Origin of the sequence: Bradyrhizobium sp., assembly GCF_035935975.1 — a bacterium.
Lineage (GTDB): Bacteria > Pseudomonadota > Alphaproteobacteria > Rhizobiales > Xanthobacteraceae > Bradyrhizobium.
Genome location: NZ_DASYWN010000019.1, coordinates 1 through 16,989, shown reverse-complemented (window position 1 = coordinate 16,989; position 16,989 = coordinate 1). Strand labels below are relative to the sequence as shown.

Sequence of the window (16,989 nt, the reverse complement as noted above, 5' to 3'; positions counted from 1 at the left end):
CCTTCGAAAGGCCGCAGCCAGATCAATCGAGGCTTTGGACAACGCTATCGCCCTCGCCATGGCCGCCTTCACCGCCCAAGAGTGCCTGAACTTCTTCGCCGCGGCCGGTTATGATCGCGTCTGATCAGAATCTGCTCTAGCGAAAACCTATCGCTGAGAAAGCCGCTACGCAGTATCAGTTCGGTAGCACGTGTTTTACCCGCGCTTGTCGGCATTTGGATAAGCCCGGACGTGCCACTCAAAACACCTGCCTCGCAGATGCGTCGCTGCGAGGGCCAGAGCTCCCGAGGAAAACTTGGTCTGCTCAGATAGGGCAACCAGCTCCCAATCGGTAGACCGGATGCCCCTGGCAAAATCGTCGCGGCTGCGGCTGCGATCTTCCGGCGGAGAATAGCTGCCGAAATATCCGCGTAGAGAAGTTCGCGGCCGTCACCCGTTTCGTAGGCGTCAGCGCGAATGGCGCTGGCAGCTTCAATCACTCCCTCCGATACCCCAGTCCCAGCAAGATAGCCGGATAGTTGTGCGAGGACATTATTGGCTGCATCAGCGTAGGGACAGTCCAGCATGTCCGAGTAGTCGCCCCGAAGTAGCTTGTATACTAGCAGCGCTAGGCCCGATCCGAGATGTAGCGGTGGTTCGGTGGCCTGATTAGCGAGGACCTTTGAGCTGCCCGGATTGTCCGCGAGGTAAAAGCAAGCCGATGCAAGGATCGGAAATTCGCCCTCGGCAAAATTTTCAAGGCGGCTCTGAAGATAAGCATCGAAATAAGTTCCCGCGAACGCGATTGCCTCCGGAGGAGTTTCTTCCCGCCTAGCATCCGTCGACATGTCGGCGATGGCTGCCGCCGCGTCGCCGAGCAAGCCGACAGCGAGAGAAAACAATATGTCCGGCGGATGCGTGAGTTGGATATGATGCTCAAGCGGAACGTCATATTCGTACATCTTCGCCTTGGAGCGCGTAATCGCGAGAATGTAGCGTGAAGTGCGTTCAGGCCTCATTGGCAGCTCGGTCATAGAGAGCGTGAACGAGCGGCATCAGGCCGGCTCCAGTCACGACGATCAGCTTCAGATTTGGCGCGTTGAAATGCATCGCCGATTTAACAGCGCTTGTCATTTGTGGATCAAACGTCGTGGTATCGTGCACGGCCGCAGCACCGCTTACGCGCTTGAAAGGCTTGTCAGGCTCATTCTGAAACCTCGCGACTTTAGCAGCTTCCCCGTCCTCGCCGCGTTCAAAGAAGCGCTGCTTTAGCGCATTTAGCGACGTAGCCTCGCGGAACTTGTCCTTGTGTGAATCGTCGATCGCGTCCTGCAAACGGCTCTTGGGCTTCCCGGACGCCGCGGCCTTCGCCTCAAATACGAGCAGCTCGTCCTTCGGATTTTCAGCGCCATCTTGGATGAACTTGAATCCAATCACATCGCAACCCTTAGAGGATTCATTGCGATTAAACTTGCTGTCGTATCGAAATCTCCTGGGGCACCAGTAGCCAAGCTTGTACTCGAGGTAGTCGGCGATAATGATTTCAGCAAAGTCGCCGGCGCGGACGCTGGGTCCTGGCTTTTCCTTCACGTCTGGGAATTTGGTAGTAGTCAGATATTGAGAGTTACTGAGGCCTGTCCCAGCAACCAGCTTCTTGAGCATTTCGTCGTCGCAGTAGTGTTCTCTAAAGTGCTTTGCCCATGCAGAAAGCACCTTCGGCTCGTCACCATGCCGCAGTTCCCACAACTCGACTGTGTGTCCGTCTGCCGTCTTGAGGGTCTTGCTCGTGTTCACGAGCCAATTCAGGTGAGCGGGCGCGGCCATCTTGTCTACACGTCAAAAACAGGCCGAACAGATACTCTATCACAAGATGTAGGGGTCAGCTTCATTTCCCGTCGATCCACCCGAGTGGCATTTTGTACAAAAATGCTGACATAATCGTGACTTATACGATTCGGCCGTCCCCTTGAAAGTAAGAAGCCCTTCGTTAGCAATATACTCCCTGCTGACGCACAACAGCTTTCACGCGAAGCTGGCCCCCCGGCTACGGTGATAAGTGCGCTCGATTGAACAGAAGTCGCGATCGCCGTGCCGCGAAACGACCCTGCAATCAATTCTCGCCCAGCGAATGCTTCGAAGCCTTAGCACGGCCCCCAAAACAAAAATGGCCCGCTTCAAGCGGGCCATTTTCGTATCGGATCCGGTAAAATCCGAATTTGGTTGCGGGGATAGGATTTGAACCTATGACCTTCAGGTTATGAGCCTGACGAGCTACCGGGCTGCTCCACCCCGCGTTAAACCGTTGCGCGCCTTCGTGAAAATGCCGGGGACGGTGGATCAGGGCCGACGCTGTTCGCGTGGCTTGCTTCTCCCGTCCCGAAGGCTTCCCTGGAAGGCAATCCCGGGGCAAAGCCCATCGGGTGCGAGGGGTATGTACCAACCCGGACTGCCTTTGGAAAGGGCTGCGGGTCCTTTTTTTCGACTTTATGACAGGCGGATTCCCGTCGATTTGCCGCAGACTTGCCAGAAGTTCCACAAAGCGCCAGCTTGCGGCAACAAACAGAGGCGGAACGCCGTTTTGGGGAGGAACGCCATGGACCGCGCCTTGGACCACGCCCCGGACCGATCCCCGACGAGCGCCCCGATTCGGGCCCTCCAAGAGGCCTTCCAGACCACAGTTGCGCGGTCGCGGGCGGAGCCGGCGGCAACGCTGGCCGAGCGGCTCGACCGGCTGGCGCGCCTGCGCGCCGTCGTCGCCGACAATGAAGAGCGCTTCCGGCAGGCGATCTCGGCCGATTTCGGCCACCGCTCGGCGGTCGAGACCACGATCGCCGAGGCCATGATGGTCTATGGCGAGATCCGCCATGCGACCAAGCACCTGAAGGCCTGGATGGCGCCGCAGCGCATCGCCACCGCGCTGCAATTCCTGCCGGCGCGCAACCGGCTGATCCCGCAGCCGCTCGGCGTGGTCGGCATCATCGCGCCCTGGAATTATCCGCTCCAGCTCACGCTGGCGCCCGCGATCGGTGCGCTCGCCGCCGGCAACCGCGTGATCATCAAGCCGAGCGAGCTGTCGCCGCACTTTTCCGCGCTGCTGAAGGAGACGGTGGCCGCAAGGTTCGAGGCGACCGAGCTGCTCGTCACCGGCATCGAGGACGACGCCGCGAAGGCCTTCGCGCATTTGCCGTTCGACCATCTCGTGTTCACCGGCTCGACGCGGGTCGGCCGGCTGGTCGCGGAGGCCGCTGGGCGTAACCTCACGCCTGTGACGCTCGAGCTCGGCGGCAAGTCGCCGGCGATCATCGACGCCTCGGCCGATCTCGAGGAGGCCGCCGAGCGCATCGCCTACGGAAAACTGCTCAATGCCGGGCAGACCTGCATCGCACCGGACTACGTGCTGGTGCCGGAAAATTCCGTGCAGTCCTTCGCCGAGAAGGTGCGCGCGCAGATGCGGCGCATGTTCGGCACCGATCCTTCAAATAAGGACTACACTTCCGTGATCTCCGACCGCCATTACGCGCGGCTGGAGAGCCTCGTGGCGGACGCCGCGAGAAGCGGCGCAAAGATCCTGCAACCGGCGAAGGCGGACGATCCCAACTGGAAGGCGCACCGCAAATTCCCGCCGACGCTGATCGTCGGGGCGACCGAGGCGATGGCGGCGATGCAGGAGGAGATTTTTGGGCCGGTGCTGCCGATCCTCGGCTATCGCGATCCCACCGAAGCGATCGCGTTCGTCAACCGCCGCGACCGGCCGCTCGCGCTGTACTGGTTTGGCAAGGACCGCGCGGCGCGCGACGAGGTGCTGTCGCGCACCATCTCCGGCGGCGTCACCGTCAACGACTGCCTGTTCCATTTCGCGCAAGCCAACCAGCCGATGGGCGGCGTCGGCGCATCCGGCACCGGCGCCTATCACGGCGAATGGGGATTCAGGACGTTCAGCAAGCTGAAGCCGGTGTTCTATCGCTCCAAGTTCAACCGCCTCGCCGATCTCTATCCGCCCTATGGCGGCAAGATCGCGCGGCTGGAGAAGATGATGCGGTTCATGTCGTAGTCGCCACCAACATCGTCATTGCGAGGAGCGAAGCGACGAAGCAATCCAGACTGTCTCCGGGGAGGGTTTCTGGATTGCTTCCGCCTTCGCCAAAGGCTTCGGCGGACAAGTCGCTGCGCTCGCAATGACGAAAAATAACGAGAACAATGCCAAGGGGGAAACATCAGTGACTGACACATTCGATTTCGTCGTCGTGGGCGCGGGCTCCGGAGGCTGTGCGGTGGCAGGGCGGCTGTCGGAGGATGCGGCGACATCCGTGGCGCTGCTCGATGCGGGCGGGCCTTGCGACAATTGGGTGGTGACCACACCGGGCGCGCTGGTGCTGATGGTGGCCGGCAACGTCAACAACTGGGCCTTCAACACGGTGCCGCAGAAAGGGCTGAACGGCCGCATCGGCTATCAGCCGCGTGGCAAGGGGCTCGGCGGCTCCTCGGCGATCAACGCCATGGTCTATATCCGTGGCCATCGCTGGGACTATGACCATTGGGCCTCGCTCGGCAACACCGGCTGGGCCTATGCCGACGTGCTGCCCTATTTCAAGCGCGCGGAGAACAACGCCGATTTCGACGGCGAGTATCACGGCAAGAGCGGACCGCTCGCGGTCAACAAATTGCGCTCGGGCAATCCGGTGCAGCAGATCTTCCTGCAGGCGGCGCAGGAAGGCCAGTTCCGCATCCGCGAGGACTTCAACGTCGAGGACCATGAAGGGCTCGGCATCTACCAGGTAACGCAGAAGAACGGCGAACGGTGGAGTGCGGCGCGCGCCTATGTGCATCCGCACATGGGCAAGCGGGCAAACTTACGCATCGAGACCCAGGCGCATGCCACGAGAATTCTGTTCGAGGGGAAGCGCGCGGTCGGCGTCGAGTACCGGCAAGGCAAGGAGTTGAAGCAGCTGCGCGCACGGCGCGAGGTGATTTTGGCGGCGGGCGCGTTTCAGTCGCCGCAGCTCCTGATGCTGTCGGGCATTGGCGATGCGGCAGCACTCGGCGCGCACGGCATTGCCAGCGTGCACCACCTGCCGGGCGTCGGGCAGAATTTGCAGGACCATCCCGACTTCATCTTCGGCTACATGTCCGACAATCCGAACTTCGCCGGCCTCTCGCTCAAGGGCATGCCGCGGCTGATCCGCGCCATCCTGCAATATCGGCGGGAGCGCCGCGGGCCCCTCACCTCCAACTTCGCCGAATGCGGCGGCTTCCTCAAGACTCGACCGGAGCTCGACATCCCCGACATCCAGCTGCATTTCGGCATGGCCATGGTCGACGACCATGGCCGCAAACGCCATGGCGGCACCGGCTTCTCCTGCCATGTCTGCCTGCTCCGCCCGAAGAGCCGCGGCAGCGTCGCGCTCGCAAGCAACGATGCGATGCAGGCGCCGCTGATCGACCCGAATTTTCTGGGCGAGGAGGACGACCTCGAGACCATGGTCGCGGGCTTCAAGACCACGCGCCGCCTGATGGAGACGCCGGCGCTGCGCGCGCTGCAGACCAAGGACATGTTCACCGCCAATGTCCGCACCGACGACGACATCCGCGCGCTGCTGCGCGAGCGTGTCGACACGGTCTATCATCCCGTCGGCACCTGCCGGATGGGCACGGATGCGATGGCCGTGGTCGATCCGAAGCTGAAGGTGCATGGCGTCGAGGGGCTGCGCGTCGTTGATGCCTCGATCATGCCGACGCTGATCGGGGGAAACACCAACGCGCCGACGATCATGATCGGGGAGAAGGCGGCGGATATGATCAGGGGCGAGATGCGGCCGAACTAGCGAACGGGACTTTTCGAGCTGCAACCGGCCGGGATAGACTGTTCATGCAGCCTTTGTTCATGCAGCTTTGGAGACGCCGATGCGTGTGACTGCGCTGGAGCCTTGCCTGACATGACGCGCACTCGACGGGTCGGACTTGCGGCGGCGATCGCGCTGGCGCTCTTCATCGCCTATGAAGTGATATCGTCGTTCGTCGCCATCACCGACGATGCCTATGTGCAATCCGACCTGATCGCGCTCGCACCGGAGATCACGGGGCGCATCATTGCGGTGCATGTCACCGACAACCAGGACGTTGCCGCGGGCGACCCGCTCGCCAGCATCGATCCCGTCCCGTTCCAGTTGGCCCTCGACCAGCGGCGCGCCGATCTTGCCGAGGCCCGCGCGCAGATCGCAACCGATCAGCACCGGATTGCCGCGGCGCGGGATACGCTGACGGCAGCAAGCTCCGCCGCCGACTACGCGCGCGAGAACGAGAAGCGCCTGACGATGCTCGCCTCGGCCCAGGACGTGTCCCGCGTCGCGCTCGACCAGGCCGGCGATACGCTGCGCCGTGCCAATGCCGCGCGCGATGCCGCCCAGGAGGCGGTCGCCGCGGCCGAGACCACGCTGTCCATGCACCAGGCCACCGAGGCGCGCGCCACGTCGACTCTGGCGCTGGCCGAGTGGCAGCTTGCCCGCACGAAGCTGGTGGCGCCGACCGGTGGCACCGTCACCTCGCTGTCCTTGCGCGTCGGCGACACCGCGCAGGCCAACACACCGCTGATCGGCATCGTTGACGCAAGCGCGTGGCGCATCGTCGCCAATTTCAAGGAGAGCTACATCCGCGGCTTTGCCGTGGGCAGCACGGCCTGGGTATCGCTCGACTCGAGTCCCTGGCATCTGCACCGTGCCCGGGTGACCGGGATCGCCCGCGGCATCAGCCGCGATCCCGCGCCCAATCGGCTCCTGAACTATGTGGCGCCGACCACCGACTGGATCCGCCTCAAGCGCCGCTTTCCGGTCACGCTGACATTGGTCGATCCGCCACCGGACCTGAGGCTCTATATGGGCGCCGACGCCCGGGTGGTCGTGCTGCCATGAGCGGGGCCGCGGCAAGGGCGATCTCCGCGCTACGCCAGGAGCTGCTGGAAATCGATCTCGCCGGCTCTCGCAGCCATCGCTGCAGCCGGGTTGCACTCGCTGTCACGCTGGCCGTGGTCGTGGCGCTTGTTCTGCGGGTGGACGCACCATGGTGGGCCGCGATCAGCGCCTTCGTCTCGACCCAGGTGACAGCGCCCGCGTCCTTGCGTCGCGGCGCCCTGCGCATCGCCGGCACGGCAATCGGCGCGGCCGCAGGCCTGCTCCTCAGCCCATGGCTGATCGAGGACCAGGTCGCGCTCAGCCTCGCGCTGTTCATCGCAAGCAGCATCGGCGTACTCGGCCTGCAAGTCAGCCGCCACGGCTATGCCTGGCTGCTCGGCGCCGTCACCACCGACATGGTGCTGCTCGCGACGCTCGGCGATCCGACCTCTGCACTGTCGGTCGCCTGCAACCGGACCGCCGAGGTGACGATCGGCACGCTTGCCGCCATTCTGGTCTCGCACCTGCTGTCGCCACGCGACGATCGACCGTCGACGATCCCGCAAGCTCCCGGCTGGTCCGACCTGCTCGGTGCGCAATGGGCCTCGACCCAGCACGCCATGCACGCGGGGCTGGGCGTGATGCTGGTGCCGCTGGCCTGGAGCTGGCTGCAATTGCCGAGCTTCTCGCAAGCCGCGATCACGGTCGCAGCCGTCATGGCCGTGCCGGCGCTGTCCGCCGACGATGCCGCAAATCGCGAGAGCATCGCGGCGCGCGGCACGCATCGCATTCTGGGCTGCCTGATCGGGGGCCTCTCCGGCCTCGCAGTGCTGGTCGTCTCGTTCGAAAACTTCCTGCCCTGGCTTGCCGCGCTCGCCATCGGCGTCTGGATCGGCGCGCATGTGCAGGCCAGCACCCGCGCCATCGGCTATGTCGGTACGCAAGGCGCGGTCGTCTTCATCATGACGATGGTGCAGGGATCGGGCCCGCCGTCGAGCATCATCCCGGGCATCGAGCGCCTCGCCGGCATCACCGGCGGGTTGCTGATCGTCCAGATCGTGGCGGTGTTGCTGGCGCCATCCTCGCGGCCATCCTTCGAGACGCGCGCCTCAGAATGAGGATCATGCTTTAGTTCAGCAAGAACCCGCCATCTACCGTCACCACACTCCCCGTCATGTACCGCGACGCCTTCGACGCCAGCAGCAGGATCGCGCCGTCGAGATCGGACTCGGCGCCGACACGGCGCTGGGGGATACGTTTTGCCAGGCGCTCGCCGGCGGGCGTGGACCAGAACGCGTGGTTCATCTCGGTGTCGATATAGCCGGGCGCGAGCGCGTTGATGCGGATGTTTTGCCCGGCGAGCTCCAGCGCCATCGCCTTCGTCGCCTGCAGGATGCCGGCCTTGGAGATCGCGTAGGGCGACACCGCCTTCAGCACGCCGGTGCCGAGCACGGAGGCGATGTTGACGATGTTGCCTTCCTGCTTGCGCGCGATCATGCGCCGCGCGACTTCGGTCGCGAGGAAATAGGCGCCCTTCAAATTGGCACCGATCACGGCGTCCCAATCGGCCTCGGTCTGCTCGGTCGCGAGCTTCTCGATGGCGATGCCGGCATTGTTGATCAGCACCGTGACGGGGCCGAGTGCCGCTTCCGTCGCATCGACCGCCTTCGCGATCGATGCGGTGTCGGTGACGTCGAGCGCGACAGCGGCGGCGCGGCCGCCCTTGCCGCGGATCTCCTCCTCCAGGCTTTTCAACTTGTCCGTCTGCCGTGCCGCCAGCGCGACGGCCGCGCCATGGGCCGCCAGCACGCGGGCAAATTGTCGCCCCAGCCCCTGGCTCGCGCCGGTGACGAGGATGGTTTCTTGACTGACGTCGAACAGGTCTGACATGTGGCGTAACCCCTGAGCTTCGGAGCCACCAATACAGACGATTTTAGCGATCTGAAACCGGAATGATCGGTCCCGCGTTCATTCGTTCCATCGTTCCATCAGAGGTGGGCTCGCGCTCATGAACAGCTTTGATCTTGCCGTCTATGCCGCGCTCGCCATTGCGATCGGCTTCGGTTTCAGGACCGGCCTGCTCCAGAGCGCCATGACCATCCTCGCCTATCTGCTTGCCGCGCCCATCGCGGTCGCGCTGATGCCGCTGATCGCGCCGCAGATCGCAGGCAATCCGAATCCGCCGCTGCTGCAGAACTGGATCTGGTTCTTCGGCATCTTCCTCGTCGTCGGCATGCTGTTCGGATATATCGGGCGTCTTGCGTTGAGCGACACGGTTCGCGACGCCGGGATCGGCGACCGGCTCGGCGGTGCGGCGCTCGGCGCCATCCGGGTCGGGCTCGTCGCCACGACGCTGGTGCTGGTGTTCGACCAGATCGTGCCGGCCAATCGCCAGCCGCCGTTCCTGGCCGGCTCGCAGCTGCGGCCGCTGTTCTCGCTGGTCGGCCAGATGGGCTTCAAGACGCTGCCGCCGGAGGCCGCCGCCGCGATCGACCGCCTCAAGCAGGAGCGGCGCATCTGAAGCGCGATGGGATCGCGCTCATTTCGACTGTTTGGGCATGATCTTTCGGAAAACCGCTGCACACTTTTCGCTAACGCGCCCTTCGGGTCCGGATCATGCCCGCACATTTGCATCGCAGCGGGGACGCGCATGCATTTTGACGCGGGCCCCTCCCTTATCAGCGGCGTCACAGTTGGCTAGAGTGCGGCCCGTCCAAAACCTGCCTGACATTACGGGAGTGAAACAGTGGATCTTGGGATCAAAGGTCGCCGCGCCATCGTCTGCGCATCCAGCAAGGGCCTCGGCCGCGCTTGCGCCATCTCGCTGGCCGAAGCCGGCGTTGACGTCACGCTGACCGCGCGCGGCGCCGAAGCCCTGAAGAAGACGGCCGACGAGATCCGGAAGGCCTATCCGGGCGTGAGGGTCACCGAGATCGTCGGCGACATCACGACGCCCGCCGGCCGCGAGGCCGTGCTCAAGGCCTGCCCCGAGCCGGACATCCTCATCAACAATGCCGGCGGCCCGCCGCCCGGCGATTTCCGCAACTGGACCCGCGACGACTGGATCAAGGCGATCGACGCCAACATGCTGACACCGATCGAGCTGATCAAGGCGACCGTGGACGGCATGATGGCGCGCAAGTTCGGCCGCATCGTCAACATCACCTCGGCCGCAGTGAAGGCGCCGATCGACATTCTCGGCCTCTCCAACGGCGCGCGCGCCGGCCTCACCGGCTTCATCGCCGGCCTGTCGCGCAAGACCGTGATCAATAACGTCACCATCAATGGCCTGCTGCCGGGCCCGTTCGAGACCGATCGTCTGACCGGCACCGCGAAGGCCGAGGCCGACAAGCGCGGCACCACGCCCGAGCAGATCCTGGCCGAGCGCGCCAAGCTGAACCCCGCCGGCCGCTTCGGCCAGCCCGACGAGTTCGGCTATGCCTGCGCCTTCCTCTGCGGCGCCAAGGCCGGCTTCATCACCGGGCAGAACATCTTGCTCGATGGTGGCGCCTTCCCGGGAACGCTCTAGTGCCACCGATTTGAAGCTCCTGCGGTGTATGCCGCGAGTCCTTTCAGGAGCTTCAAATCGATAAGTGGCACTAGAACTTGTAATTTCTTTCTGGGGCCCGCTTTCCGAAGTTCGCGTTCGAGGTAGCAGCAATGGTTCACGAACTTCGGAAAGCGGGCCCCAGATGAGGGCGGTCTGGTACGAGCAAACGGGACCGGCGGCGGACGTTCTCACCTATGGTGAGATGGCGACGCCGGTCGCAGGCCCAGGCGAAGTTCGCATTCGCCTGGAAGCCTCCGGCGTCAACCCGGCCGATGTCGGCCGGCGCGGCGGCAGCTACCGCGCGATGGAGTATCCGCGGGTCATTCCAAACAGCGACGGCGCGGGCTTCGTCGACCAGATCGGCGACGGCGTGACCCGCTTAAGGGTCGGCGACCGCGTCTGGCTGTTCAACGGCCAGCGCAACGGCCGCGCTTTCGGCACCGCGGCCGAATATATCGCGCTGGCCGAACAATTGGTGACGCCGCTGCCGGACAATCTTTCCTTTGCGGAAGGCGCAACGCTCGGCATCCCCGCGATGACCGCATGGTGCAGTCTGTTTGCGGACGGGCCGATCGTCGGCAAAACCGTGCTCGTTACGGGCGGCGCCGGGGCGGTCGGCCACTACGCCGTGCAGCTTGCGAAATGGGGCGGTGCGCAGGTGATCGCCACCGTCAGCTCGGCGATGAAGAGCGAGCAGGCGCGGCGCGCGGGCGCCGATCTCGTCGTCAATTATAGAGACGACGACGTCGTCGCCAAGGCGATGGCGTTCACCGGCGGCCGCGGCGTCGATCACGTCGTCGACGTCGATTTCGGCGGCAACATCGCGACGACGCTCAAGCTGATGGCGGTGAATTCAACCATCGCGGTCTATGCCACAAACGGCAACCGCACCCCGGTGGTGCCGATGCGCGAGCTGATGGAGAAATGCATCAATCTGCGCGCGCTGGTGTTGTTCGCGCTGCCGCCCGCGCTGCTTGCAGCCGCGCAGGCCGACATCTCAAAATGGCTGGCGGCGGGGCCGCGGATCCACAATGTCGCGGCGCAGTTCGCGCTGTCGGATACCGCGCAGGCCCATCTCGCCGTCGAGAAGGGCGACAAGCTTGGTACCGTGATCGTCGACTGCGTGCGATGAGGACTAGGAGACCGGCGTCGTCCGCTCGTCGGTCCAGTCGATGCCGAGTTCGTCCATGCCGTCGGCGAGCAGATCGCCCAGCATCGGCTCGCCCAAGAGGTACTGCACCGCCTCGCGCCGGGGCGCCTTGTATTCGGCGCGGGCCTCGGCGGCGCGGGCGCGCAGATCGTCCCACTCCTCCACATCGCCGTCGCCGCGGCCGAGCCACATCAGCGTGACGAGGTCGAGCTGCTCGTCCTCGTTCAGCGCCCGGATGAAGCCGGCGAGCTCGGCTGCGACCGGATCGGACGAGGTGTCTTCCAGGACGTCGATCTCGTCATCGTCGGCTGCGTTGGAGCCGGAGTCCGGATCGGAGGCCCCTTCCTTGACATCGAATTCGCGGGCCTTCTCGATGATGAAGGCGACCTTGTCGGCGGAAATGGCAAGCTCTGGCATTGTTCTCTCCTCGGCGCGTCGTTGGGCTGGTTCCGGGTTCCTGCGATAACGCAACATCACGACAGATGATCCATTGCGTTCGACGGCGGAAGGCCGCATCTTTCGCGAAAGCAAGAAATGCCAGGGGCGCAGCGCATGCAATGGACCGTCGGCAAGGTCAGGATCACGAAGCTGGTCGAAATGGAGACGGTCGGCTCGACCCGTTTCATCCTGCCGGCCGCGACAAATGATGAAATCCGCAAGCTGCCCTGGCTGATCCCGCATTTCGCCACCGAGGAGGGTCGGCTGAAAATGTCGATCCATTTGCTGGTGGTGGAGACGCCGAGGCGCCGCATCGTGGTCGACACCGGCCTTGGCAACGACAAGCAGGGCCGCGGCTTCCCGACCTGGAATAATCGCAGCACGCCGTTCCTGGAGAACATGATTGCGGCGGGCTTTCCCCCTGACAGCATCGACACCGTGCTATGCACCCATCTTCACGTCGATCACGTCGGCTGGAACACGAAGCTGGTCGGGGGCCAATGGGTGCCGACGTTCCCCGGGGCGCGCTACCTGTTCGGCAGGACCGAGTACGAATATTGGCGTGACAATGCGGCCGAGCCGGACAAGGTCGCGGTGTTCAACGATTCCGTGAAGCCGGTTGTCGACGCGGGCCTGGCCGAGCTGATCCCGAGCGACCACCGGATCTGCGAGGAGATCAGCGTGATCCCGACCCCCGGCCACAGTCCCGGGCATCTGAGCGTCCTGATCGAGTCCGACGGCGAGCAGGGGCTGCTCAGCGGCGACGTCGCCCATCATCCTTGCCAGATGGCGCATCTCGACTGGTGCTCGGTCGTGGACAGCGATCCCGCCCAGTCGGCGGCGAGCCGGCGCGAGCTGTTCTCGCGCTTTGCCGACACCCCGACGCTGGTGATCGGCGGACATTTCTCGGCCGGGCATATCAGGCGGGACGGCGACGCGTTCAGGTTTGTGGCGTCGGGCTAGATCTCGTGCCCCGGACGCTGCGCAGCACGAAGTGATGCGCTGCTAAGCCGGGGCCCATGTCGCCACAATCTGCCCGCCCACCGAATTTCGAAGGCTGCAATGCGGCCCGTTATGAGCGGTTGAATTTCCCGCCGCCCTGTTCCATGAAGCTAATTAACCGATCAGTCCATCCCAAGGGAGAAACGAGAATGAAGCTTGTTCGTTATGGCGAAAAGGGTGCGGAAAAGCCCGGCCTGATCGACAAATCCGGCCAGTTGCGCGACCTGTCGGCGCATGTGAAGGACCTGACCGGCGAGGCCTATTCGCCGGAATCCCTGAAGAAGCTGGCGGCGATCGACCCGGCCTCGCTGCCCGCCGTCTCCGGCAAGCCGCGCTTCGGCGCGCCCGTGACCGGCATCTCGAAATTCATCGCCATCGGCCTCAATTACAGCGACCACGCCAAGGAGACGGGCGCTGCTATCCCGACCGAGCCGATCATCTTCATGAAGGCGAACACCTCGCTGTCCGGCCCGAATGACGCGGTCGAAAAGCCGCGCGGCTCGACCAAGCTCGACTGGGAAGTCGAGATCGCCGCCATCATCGGCACCCGTGCCAAGTACGTCTCGGAAGCCGATGCGCTGAACCACGTCGCCGGCTATTGCGTCTGCAACGACGTCTCCGAGCGTGCCTTCCAGATCGAGCGCCTGGGCCAGTGGACCAAGGGCAAGTCGCACGACACCTTTGGCCCGGTCGGACCGTGGCTTGCCACCAAGGACGAGATCAAGGACGTGCAGAACCTGTCGATGTGGCTCGACGTCAACGGCCAGCGCCGCCAGACCGGCTCGACCAAGACCATGATCTTCTCCATGGCCAAGTGCATCTCCTACGTCTCGCAGTTCATGACGCTGCTGCCGGGCGACATCATCACGACAGGCACCCCGCCCGGCGTCGGCCTCGGCATGAATCCGCCGACCTTCCTCAATGTCGGCGACGTCATCACGCTCGGCATCGAGGGCCTCGGCGAGCAGCGCCAGGAGATCGTCGCGGCGTAAGGTCTCCGACCTCTCCCCGTCATTGCGAGCGAAGCGAAGCAATCCAGAATCCCTCCGCGGCGACACTCTGGATTGCTTCGTCGCTTCGCTCCTCGCAATGACGAAGCAAAACGTTCATTTGTGGGATCATCTCAATGAAACTCTCCTTCTCCGCCGCCTCGCCCTTCGCCCGCAAGGTGCGCATCGCCGCGATCGAGCTCGGGCTGATCGACAAGATCGAATTCACGCCGGCGACCGTCGCGCCCGGCACGGCCAACGAGGATTATTCGAAGATCACGCCGCTGAAGAAGCTGCCGGTGCTGATCACCAATGACGGCGACGTCATTCTGGATTCCTACGTCATCGTCGAATATCTCAACGAGATGGCCGGCGGCAGCCTGATCCCGGACTACGGTCCGCGGCGCTGGAAGGCCAAGACCAATCACTCGCTGATCAACGGCATGCTCGATTCGATGTTGCTGTGCCGCTACGAGAAGATGGTGCGGCCGCAGGGCCTGCAATGGCAGGCGTGGTCGGACGATCATTGGAACCGGGCCTGGACCGGCATGGCGCGCTTCGAGAACATGCCCGACGTGCTGAACGGGCCGTTCGACATCTCGCAGATCGGCCTCGTTTGCGTGCTCGGCTATGCCGACTTCCGCTTCGCCGATTGCGGCTGGCGCAAGGCCTATCCGAAACTCGACGCCTTCCACCAGAAGATGCTGGAGCGGCCCTCCGTGAAGATCTCGGTGCCGCCAGCGGCGTAGCGGGAATATGCCGGGGGAATGACGATGCGCGATCAATTCTCCCGGTTCACAAGTCTCAGCGCGGGCTTTGTGCTCGCGCTTTCCATCTCAGTCACCAGTCTACGGGCCGAGAGCACGCCGCCTGGACAACAAGGCCAGGCCTGCGAAGCGCCTGCAGCGCTCGACGATGGCTGGGAGATCGCATCACCCGACAGTGTCGGCATGGACGGCGCACAGCTTTGCACCATCGCCGCGCGGCTCGCGCAGCGGGCAACTGCGATCCATTCGGTCGTCGTCGTCAGGCATGGCAAGCTCGTCTTCGAGCAATATTTTCCCGGCTACGACCAGCCCTGGGGACAACCGGACGGCCAGCACGAGTTCTCGGCGACGACGAAGCACGACATGCGTTCGGCATCGAAGAGTGTCGTTTCGCTGCTCGTCGGCATCGCGATCGACCGCAAGCTGATCGCAGGCGTCGACGAGCCCGTGCTCAGATTCTTCCCTGACCATCAGGCGGTGAAGCAGGCCGGCTGGGAAGCCATCACGCTGCGCCATCTACTGACGATGTCATCAGGCATCAAATGGGATGAAATGCGCGCCTGGACCGATCCGAAGAATGACGAGCCGCATCTCATCTCTGAAACCGATCCGATCGGCTATGTGCTCGCGAAGCCAGTCGCTGCACCGCCGGACGCGCTATGGAACTATAGCGGCGGCGGGACTGAACTGCTCGGCAACATCCTGGAACGCGTCTCGGGCAAGCCGCTGGAAGCGTTCGCCCGCGAGGTGCTGTTCCAGCCGCTCGGCATCACCGATGTCGAGTGGAAGGCCTACAAGAACGGCAAGATCGCAGCGGCCGCCGGCCTGCGCCTGCGACCGCGCGATGCGGCGAAGATCGGCCAGCTGGTGCTCAATCGCGGCCGGTGGAACGGCCAGCAGATCGTCTCGGCCGACTGGATCGCGCAATCGATCACGCCGCGCTTCCAGGCGGTCGGCCTTTTCGGCGGCACGCTGTTCTACGGCTATCAATGGTGGATGGGCCGCTCGCTCGCCAATGGCAAGGAAATCAAATGGGTCGGCGCCTTCGGCTGGGGCGGCCAACGCATCTTCATCGTGCCCGAGCTTGATCTCGTCATGATGACTTCAGCCGCGCAATACGGCCAGCCGAAGGAAGGCCTGGCCGCGATCGACATCCTCACCAATACCGTCATTCCATCCGTGCGCGACATGCACTGATCACGAGGGAAGCGAGCATGAGCCTGAAATACGCGGTCGGCGATCTCACCATCCAACGCGTCATCGAGCAGGAAACCTCGTTCGTCCCGGCGCTGGAGATGCTGCCGGGACTGACGCCTGAGGTGCTGGCCGAGAACCGCGCCTGGATGCGGCAGGCCAAGGCACTGGACGAGCAGGACGTGCTGCTGCTGTGCTTCCAGTCCTATGTGGTGAAGACGCCGCACCACACCATCCTGATCGATAGCTGCATCGGCAACGACAAGCCGCGCCCCAATCGGCCGAAATGGAACATGAAGACCGACGACACTTATCTGCGCGCGCTCAATGCCGCTGGCGTATCGGTTGACGACATCGATTTCGTGATGTGCACGCATCTGCATGTCGATCACGTCGGCTGGAACACGCGACTGGAGAACGGCCGCTGGGTGCCCACTTTCCCCAAGGCACGCTACGTGTTCGCCAAGCAGGAATACGACCACTGGTTCGCCGAGAATGCGAAGACGGAAATTCCGCCCTTTGCCGACAGCGTGCTGCCGGTGGTCGAGGCTAACAGGCACGAGCTGGTCGGCAACGACCACCAGATCGGCGACCACGTCCGCATCCTGCCGACCCCGGGCCACACGCCCGGCCACGTCGCCTTCACGATGGGCCGTGGCAAGGACGACGCGGTGTTCTCCGGCGATCTCATGCACTCGCCGCTGCAGACGCTGTATCCGGAGCTGTCGATCAAGTTCGACGTCGATCCGGCCAAGGCGGCCACGACGCGTCGCAGCTTCCTGGAACGCTATTGCGACACCGACACGCTGTGCTGTACCGCGCATTTTCCCTCGCCGTCGGTGGGGAAGATCAAGCGCAAGGGCAACGCATTCGTGTGCGAGTCGGTGTAGTGAGATGCCGTAGCAACCATTAAACGCCGAGGAGTTTTTCGGTCCACGGCGTGCCTCGTTGCAGGACGGTATTGGCATAGATCAGGAGCTTTCGCGCGCAGGCGATGAGAGCGGCGTTGTGGGCCTTTCCGGCTGCCGTGAGGCGT

General features: G+C 63.8%; 16 protein-coding genes and 1 tRNA gene. 12 read left to right on the top strand and 5 right to left on the bottom strand.

The genetic code is table 11. From position 1 onward, the window contains the following. Positions 1 to 68: 68 nt before the first annotated feature. The 3 genes from VGR99_RS09610 to VGR99_RS09600 all read right to left on the bottom strand — a co-directional run bounded on the left by VGR99_RS09610 (position 69) and on the right by VGR99_RS09600 (position 2,273). A complete protein-coding gene (locus tag VGR99_RS09610; RefSeq protein ID WP_326898104.1) occupies positions 69 to 998 on the bottom strand; it encodes a hypothetical protein in 930 nt (309 codons plus the stop codon). Further along, positions 988 to 1,773, bottom strand: a complete 786-nt coding sequence (locus VGR99_RS09605; protein WP_326898103.1) for a Hachiman antiphage defense system protein HamA — start codon at positions 1,771 to 1,773, stop codon at positions 988 to 990. Before VGR99_RS09605 ends, VGR99_RS09610 begins: the two co-directional genes overlap by 11 nt. A 423-nt stretch (positions 1,774 to 2,196) precedes the next feature. After that, a tRNA-Met gene (locus VGR99_RS09600) sits at positions 2,197 to 2,273 on the bottom strand. 299 nt (positions 2,274 to 2,572) lie between these two features. Between VGR99_RS09600 and VGR99_RS09595 the strand changes: the two genes are divergently transcribed. From VGR99_RS09595 to VGR99_RS09580, 4 genes are all read left to right on the top strand, one after another. Then, positions 2,573 to 4,030 (top strand): coniferyl aldehyde dehydrogenase, encoded by a 1,458-nt coding sequence (locus VGR99_RS09595; RefSeq protein ID WP_326898102.1) that lies wholly within the window; start codon positions 2,573 to 2,575, stop codon positions 4,028 to 4,030. A 166-nt stretch (positions 4,031 to 4,196) separates the two neighbouring features. Further along, positions 4,197 to 5,801, top strand: coding sequence for a choline dehydrogenase (locus tag VGR99_RS09590; RefSeq protein WP_326898101.1), 1,605 nt, complete (start codon positions 4,197 to 4,199; stop codon positions 5,799 to 5,801). Between the two features lie 111 nt (positions 5,802 to 5,912). Beyond that, complete coding sequence (locus tag VGR99_RS09585; protein ID WP_326898100.1) at positions 5,913 to 6,884, top strand: HlyD family secretion protein; 972 nt, start codon at positions 5,913 to 5,915, stop codon at positions 6,882 to 6,884. Continuing rightward, a complete protein-coding gene (locus VGR99_RS09580; protein WP_326898099.1) occupies positions 6,881 to 7,981 on the top strand; it encodes an FUSC family protein in 1,101 nt (366 codons plus the stop codon). Before VGR99_RS09585 ends, VGR99_RS09580 begins: the two co-directional genes overlap by 4 nt. 10 nt (positions 7,982 to 7,991) lie before the next feature. Here the strand turns inward: VGR99_RS09580 and VGR99_RS09575 are convergent, their stop codons facing one another. Further along, on the bottom strand, positions 7,992 to 8,753 hold the full coding sequence (locus VGR99_RS09575) for an SDR family oxidoreductase (RefSeq protein ID WP_326898098.1): 762 nt from the start codon (positions 8,751 to 8,753) through the stop codon (positions 7,992 to 7,994). Positions 8,754 to 8,871: 118 nt separating this feature from the next. On the opposite strand from VGR99_RS09575, the gene VGR99_RS09570 reads away from it, so the two are divergent. The 3 genes from VGR99_RS09570 to VGR99_RS09560 all read left to right on the top strand — a co-directional run bounded on the left by VGR99_RS09570 (position 8,872) and on the right by VGR99_RS09560 (position 11,545). Next, positions 8,872 to 9,384 (top strand): CvpA family protein, encoded by a 513-nt coding sequence (locus tag VGR99_RS09570; RefSeq protein ID WP_326898097.1) that lies wholly within the window; start codon positions 8,872 to 8,874, stop codon positions 9,382 to 9,384. Positions 9,385 to 9,609: 225 nt separating this feature from the next. Further along, complete coding sequence (locus VGR99_RS09565; RefSeq protein ID WP_326898096.1) at positions 9,610 to 10,392, top strand: SDR family oxidoreductase; 783 nt, start codon at positions 9,610 to 9,612, stop codon at positions 10,390 to 10,392. Between the two features lie 163 nt (positions 10,393 to 10,555). Further along, positions 10,556 to 11,545, top strand: coding sequence for an NADPH:quinone reductase (locus VGR99_RS09560; RefSeq protein WP_326898095.1), 990 nt, complete (start codon positions 10,556 to 10,558; stop codon positions 11,543 to 11,545). A 3-nt stretch (positions 11,546 to 11,548) separates the two neighbouring features. Here VGR99_RS09560 and VGR99_RS09555 read toward each other — a convergent pair whose 3' ends face one another. After that, complete coding sequence (locus VGR99_RS09555) at positions 11,549 to 11,980, bottom strand: DUF3775 domain-containing protein (RefSeq protein ID WP_326898094.1); 432 nt, start codon at positions 11,978 to 11,980, stop codon at positions 11,549 to 11,551. A 135-nt stretch (positions 11,981 to 12,115) separates the two neighbouring features. Between VGR99_RS09555 and VGR99_RS09550 the strand changes: the two genes are divergently transcribed. From VGR99_RS09550 to VGR99_RS09530, 5 genes are all read left to right on the top strand, one after another. Further along, entirely contained in the window at positions 12,116 to 12,964 is an 849-nt protein-coding gene (locus VGR99_RS09550) for an MBL fold metallo-hydrolase (protein WP_326898093.1), read from the top strand. Between the two features lie 188 nt (positions 12,965 to 13,152). Further along, the gene (locus VGR99_RS09545) at positions 13,153 to 13,995 is read left to right on the top strand and encodes a fumarylacetoacetate hydrolase family protein (protein ID WP_326898092.1); all 843 of its coding nucleotides are present in this window, start codon (positions 13,153 to 13,155) and stop codon (positions 13,993 to 13,995) included. Positions 13,996 to 14,129: 134 nt separating this feature from the next. Beyond that, positions 14,130 to 14,741 carry a glutathione S-transferase family protein gene (locus VGR99_RS09540; protein WP_220009223.1) on the top strand — a complete coding sequence of 204 codons (612 nt, stop codon included), beginning with the start codon at positions 14,130 to 14,132 and terminating at the stop codon, positions 14,739 to 14,741. A 24-nt stretch (positions 14,742 to 14,765) separates the two neighbouring features. Next, the gene (locus tag VGR99_RS09535; protein ID WP_326898091.1) at positions 14,766 to 15,956 is read left to right on the top strand and encodes a serine hydrolase; all 1,191 of its coding nucleotides are present in this window, start codon (positions 14,766 to 14,768) and stop codon (positions 15,954 to 15,956) included. A 17-nt stretch (positions 15,957 to 15,973) separates the two neighbouring features. After that, a complete protein-coding gene (locus tag VGR99_RS09530) occupies positions 15,974 to 16,843 on the top strand; it encodes an MBL fold metallo-hydrolase (RefSeq protein ID WP_326898090.1) in 870 nt (289 codons plus the stop codon). The last annotated feature ends 146 nt before the right edge of the window (positions 16,844 to 16,989 follow it).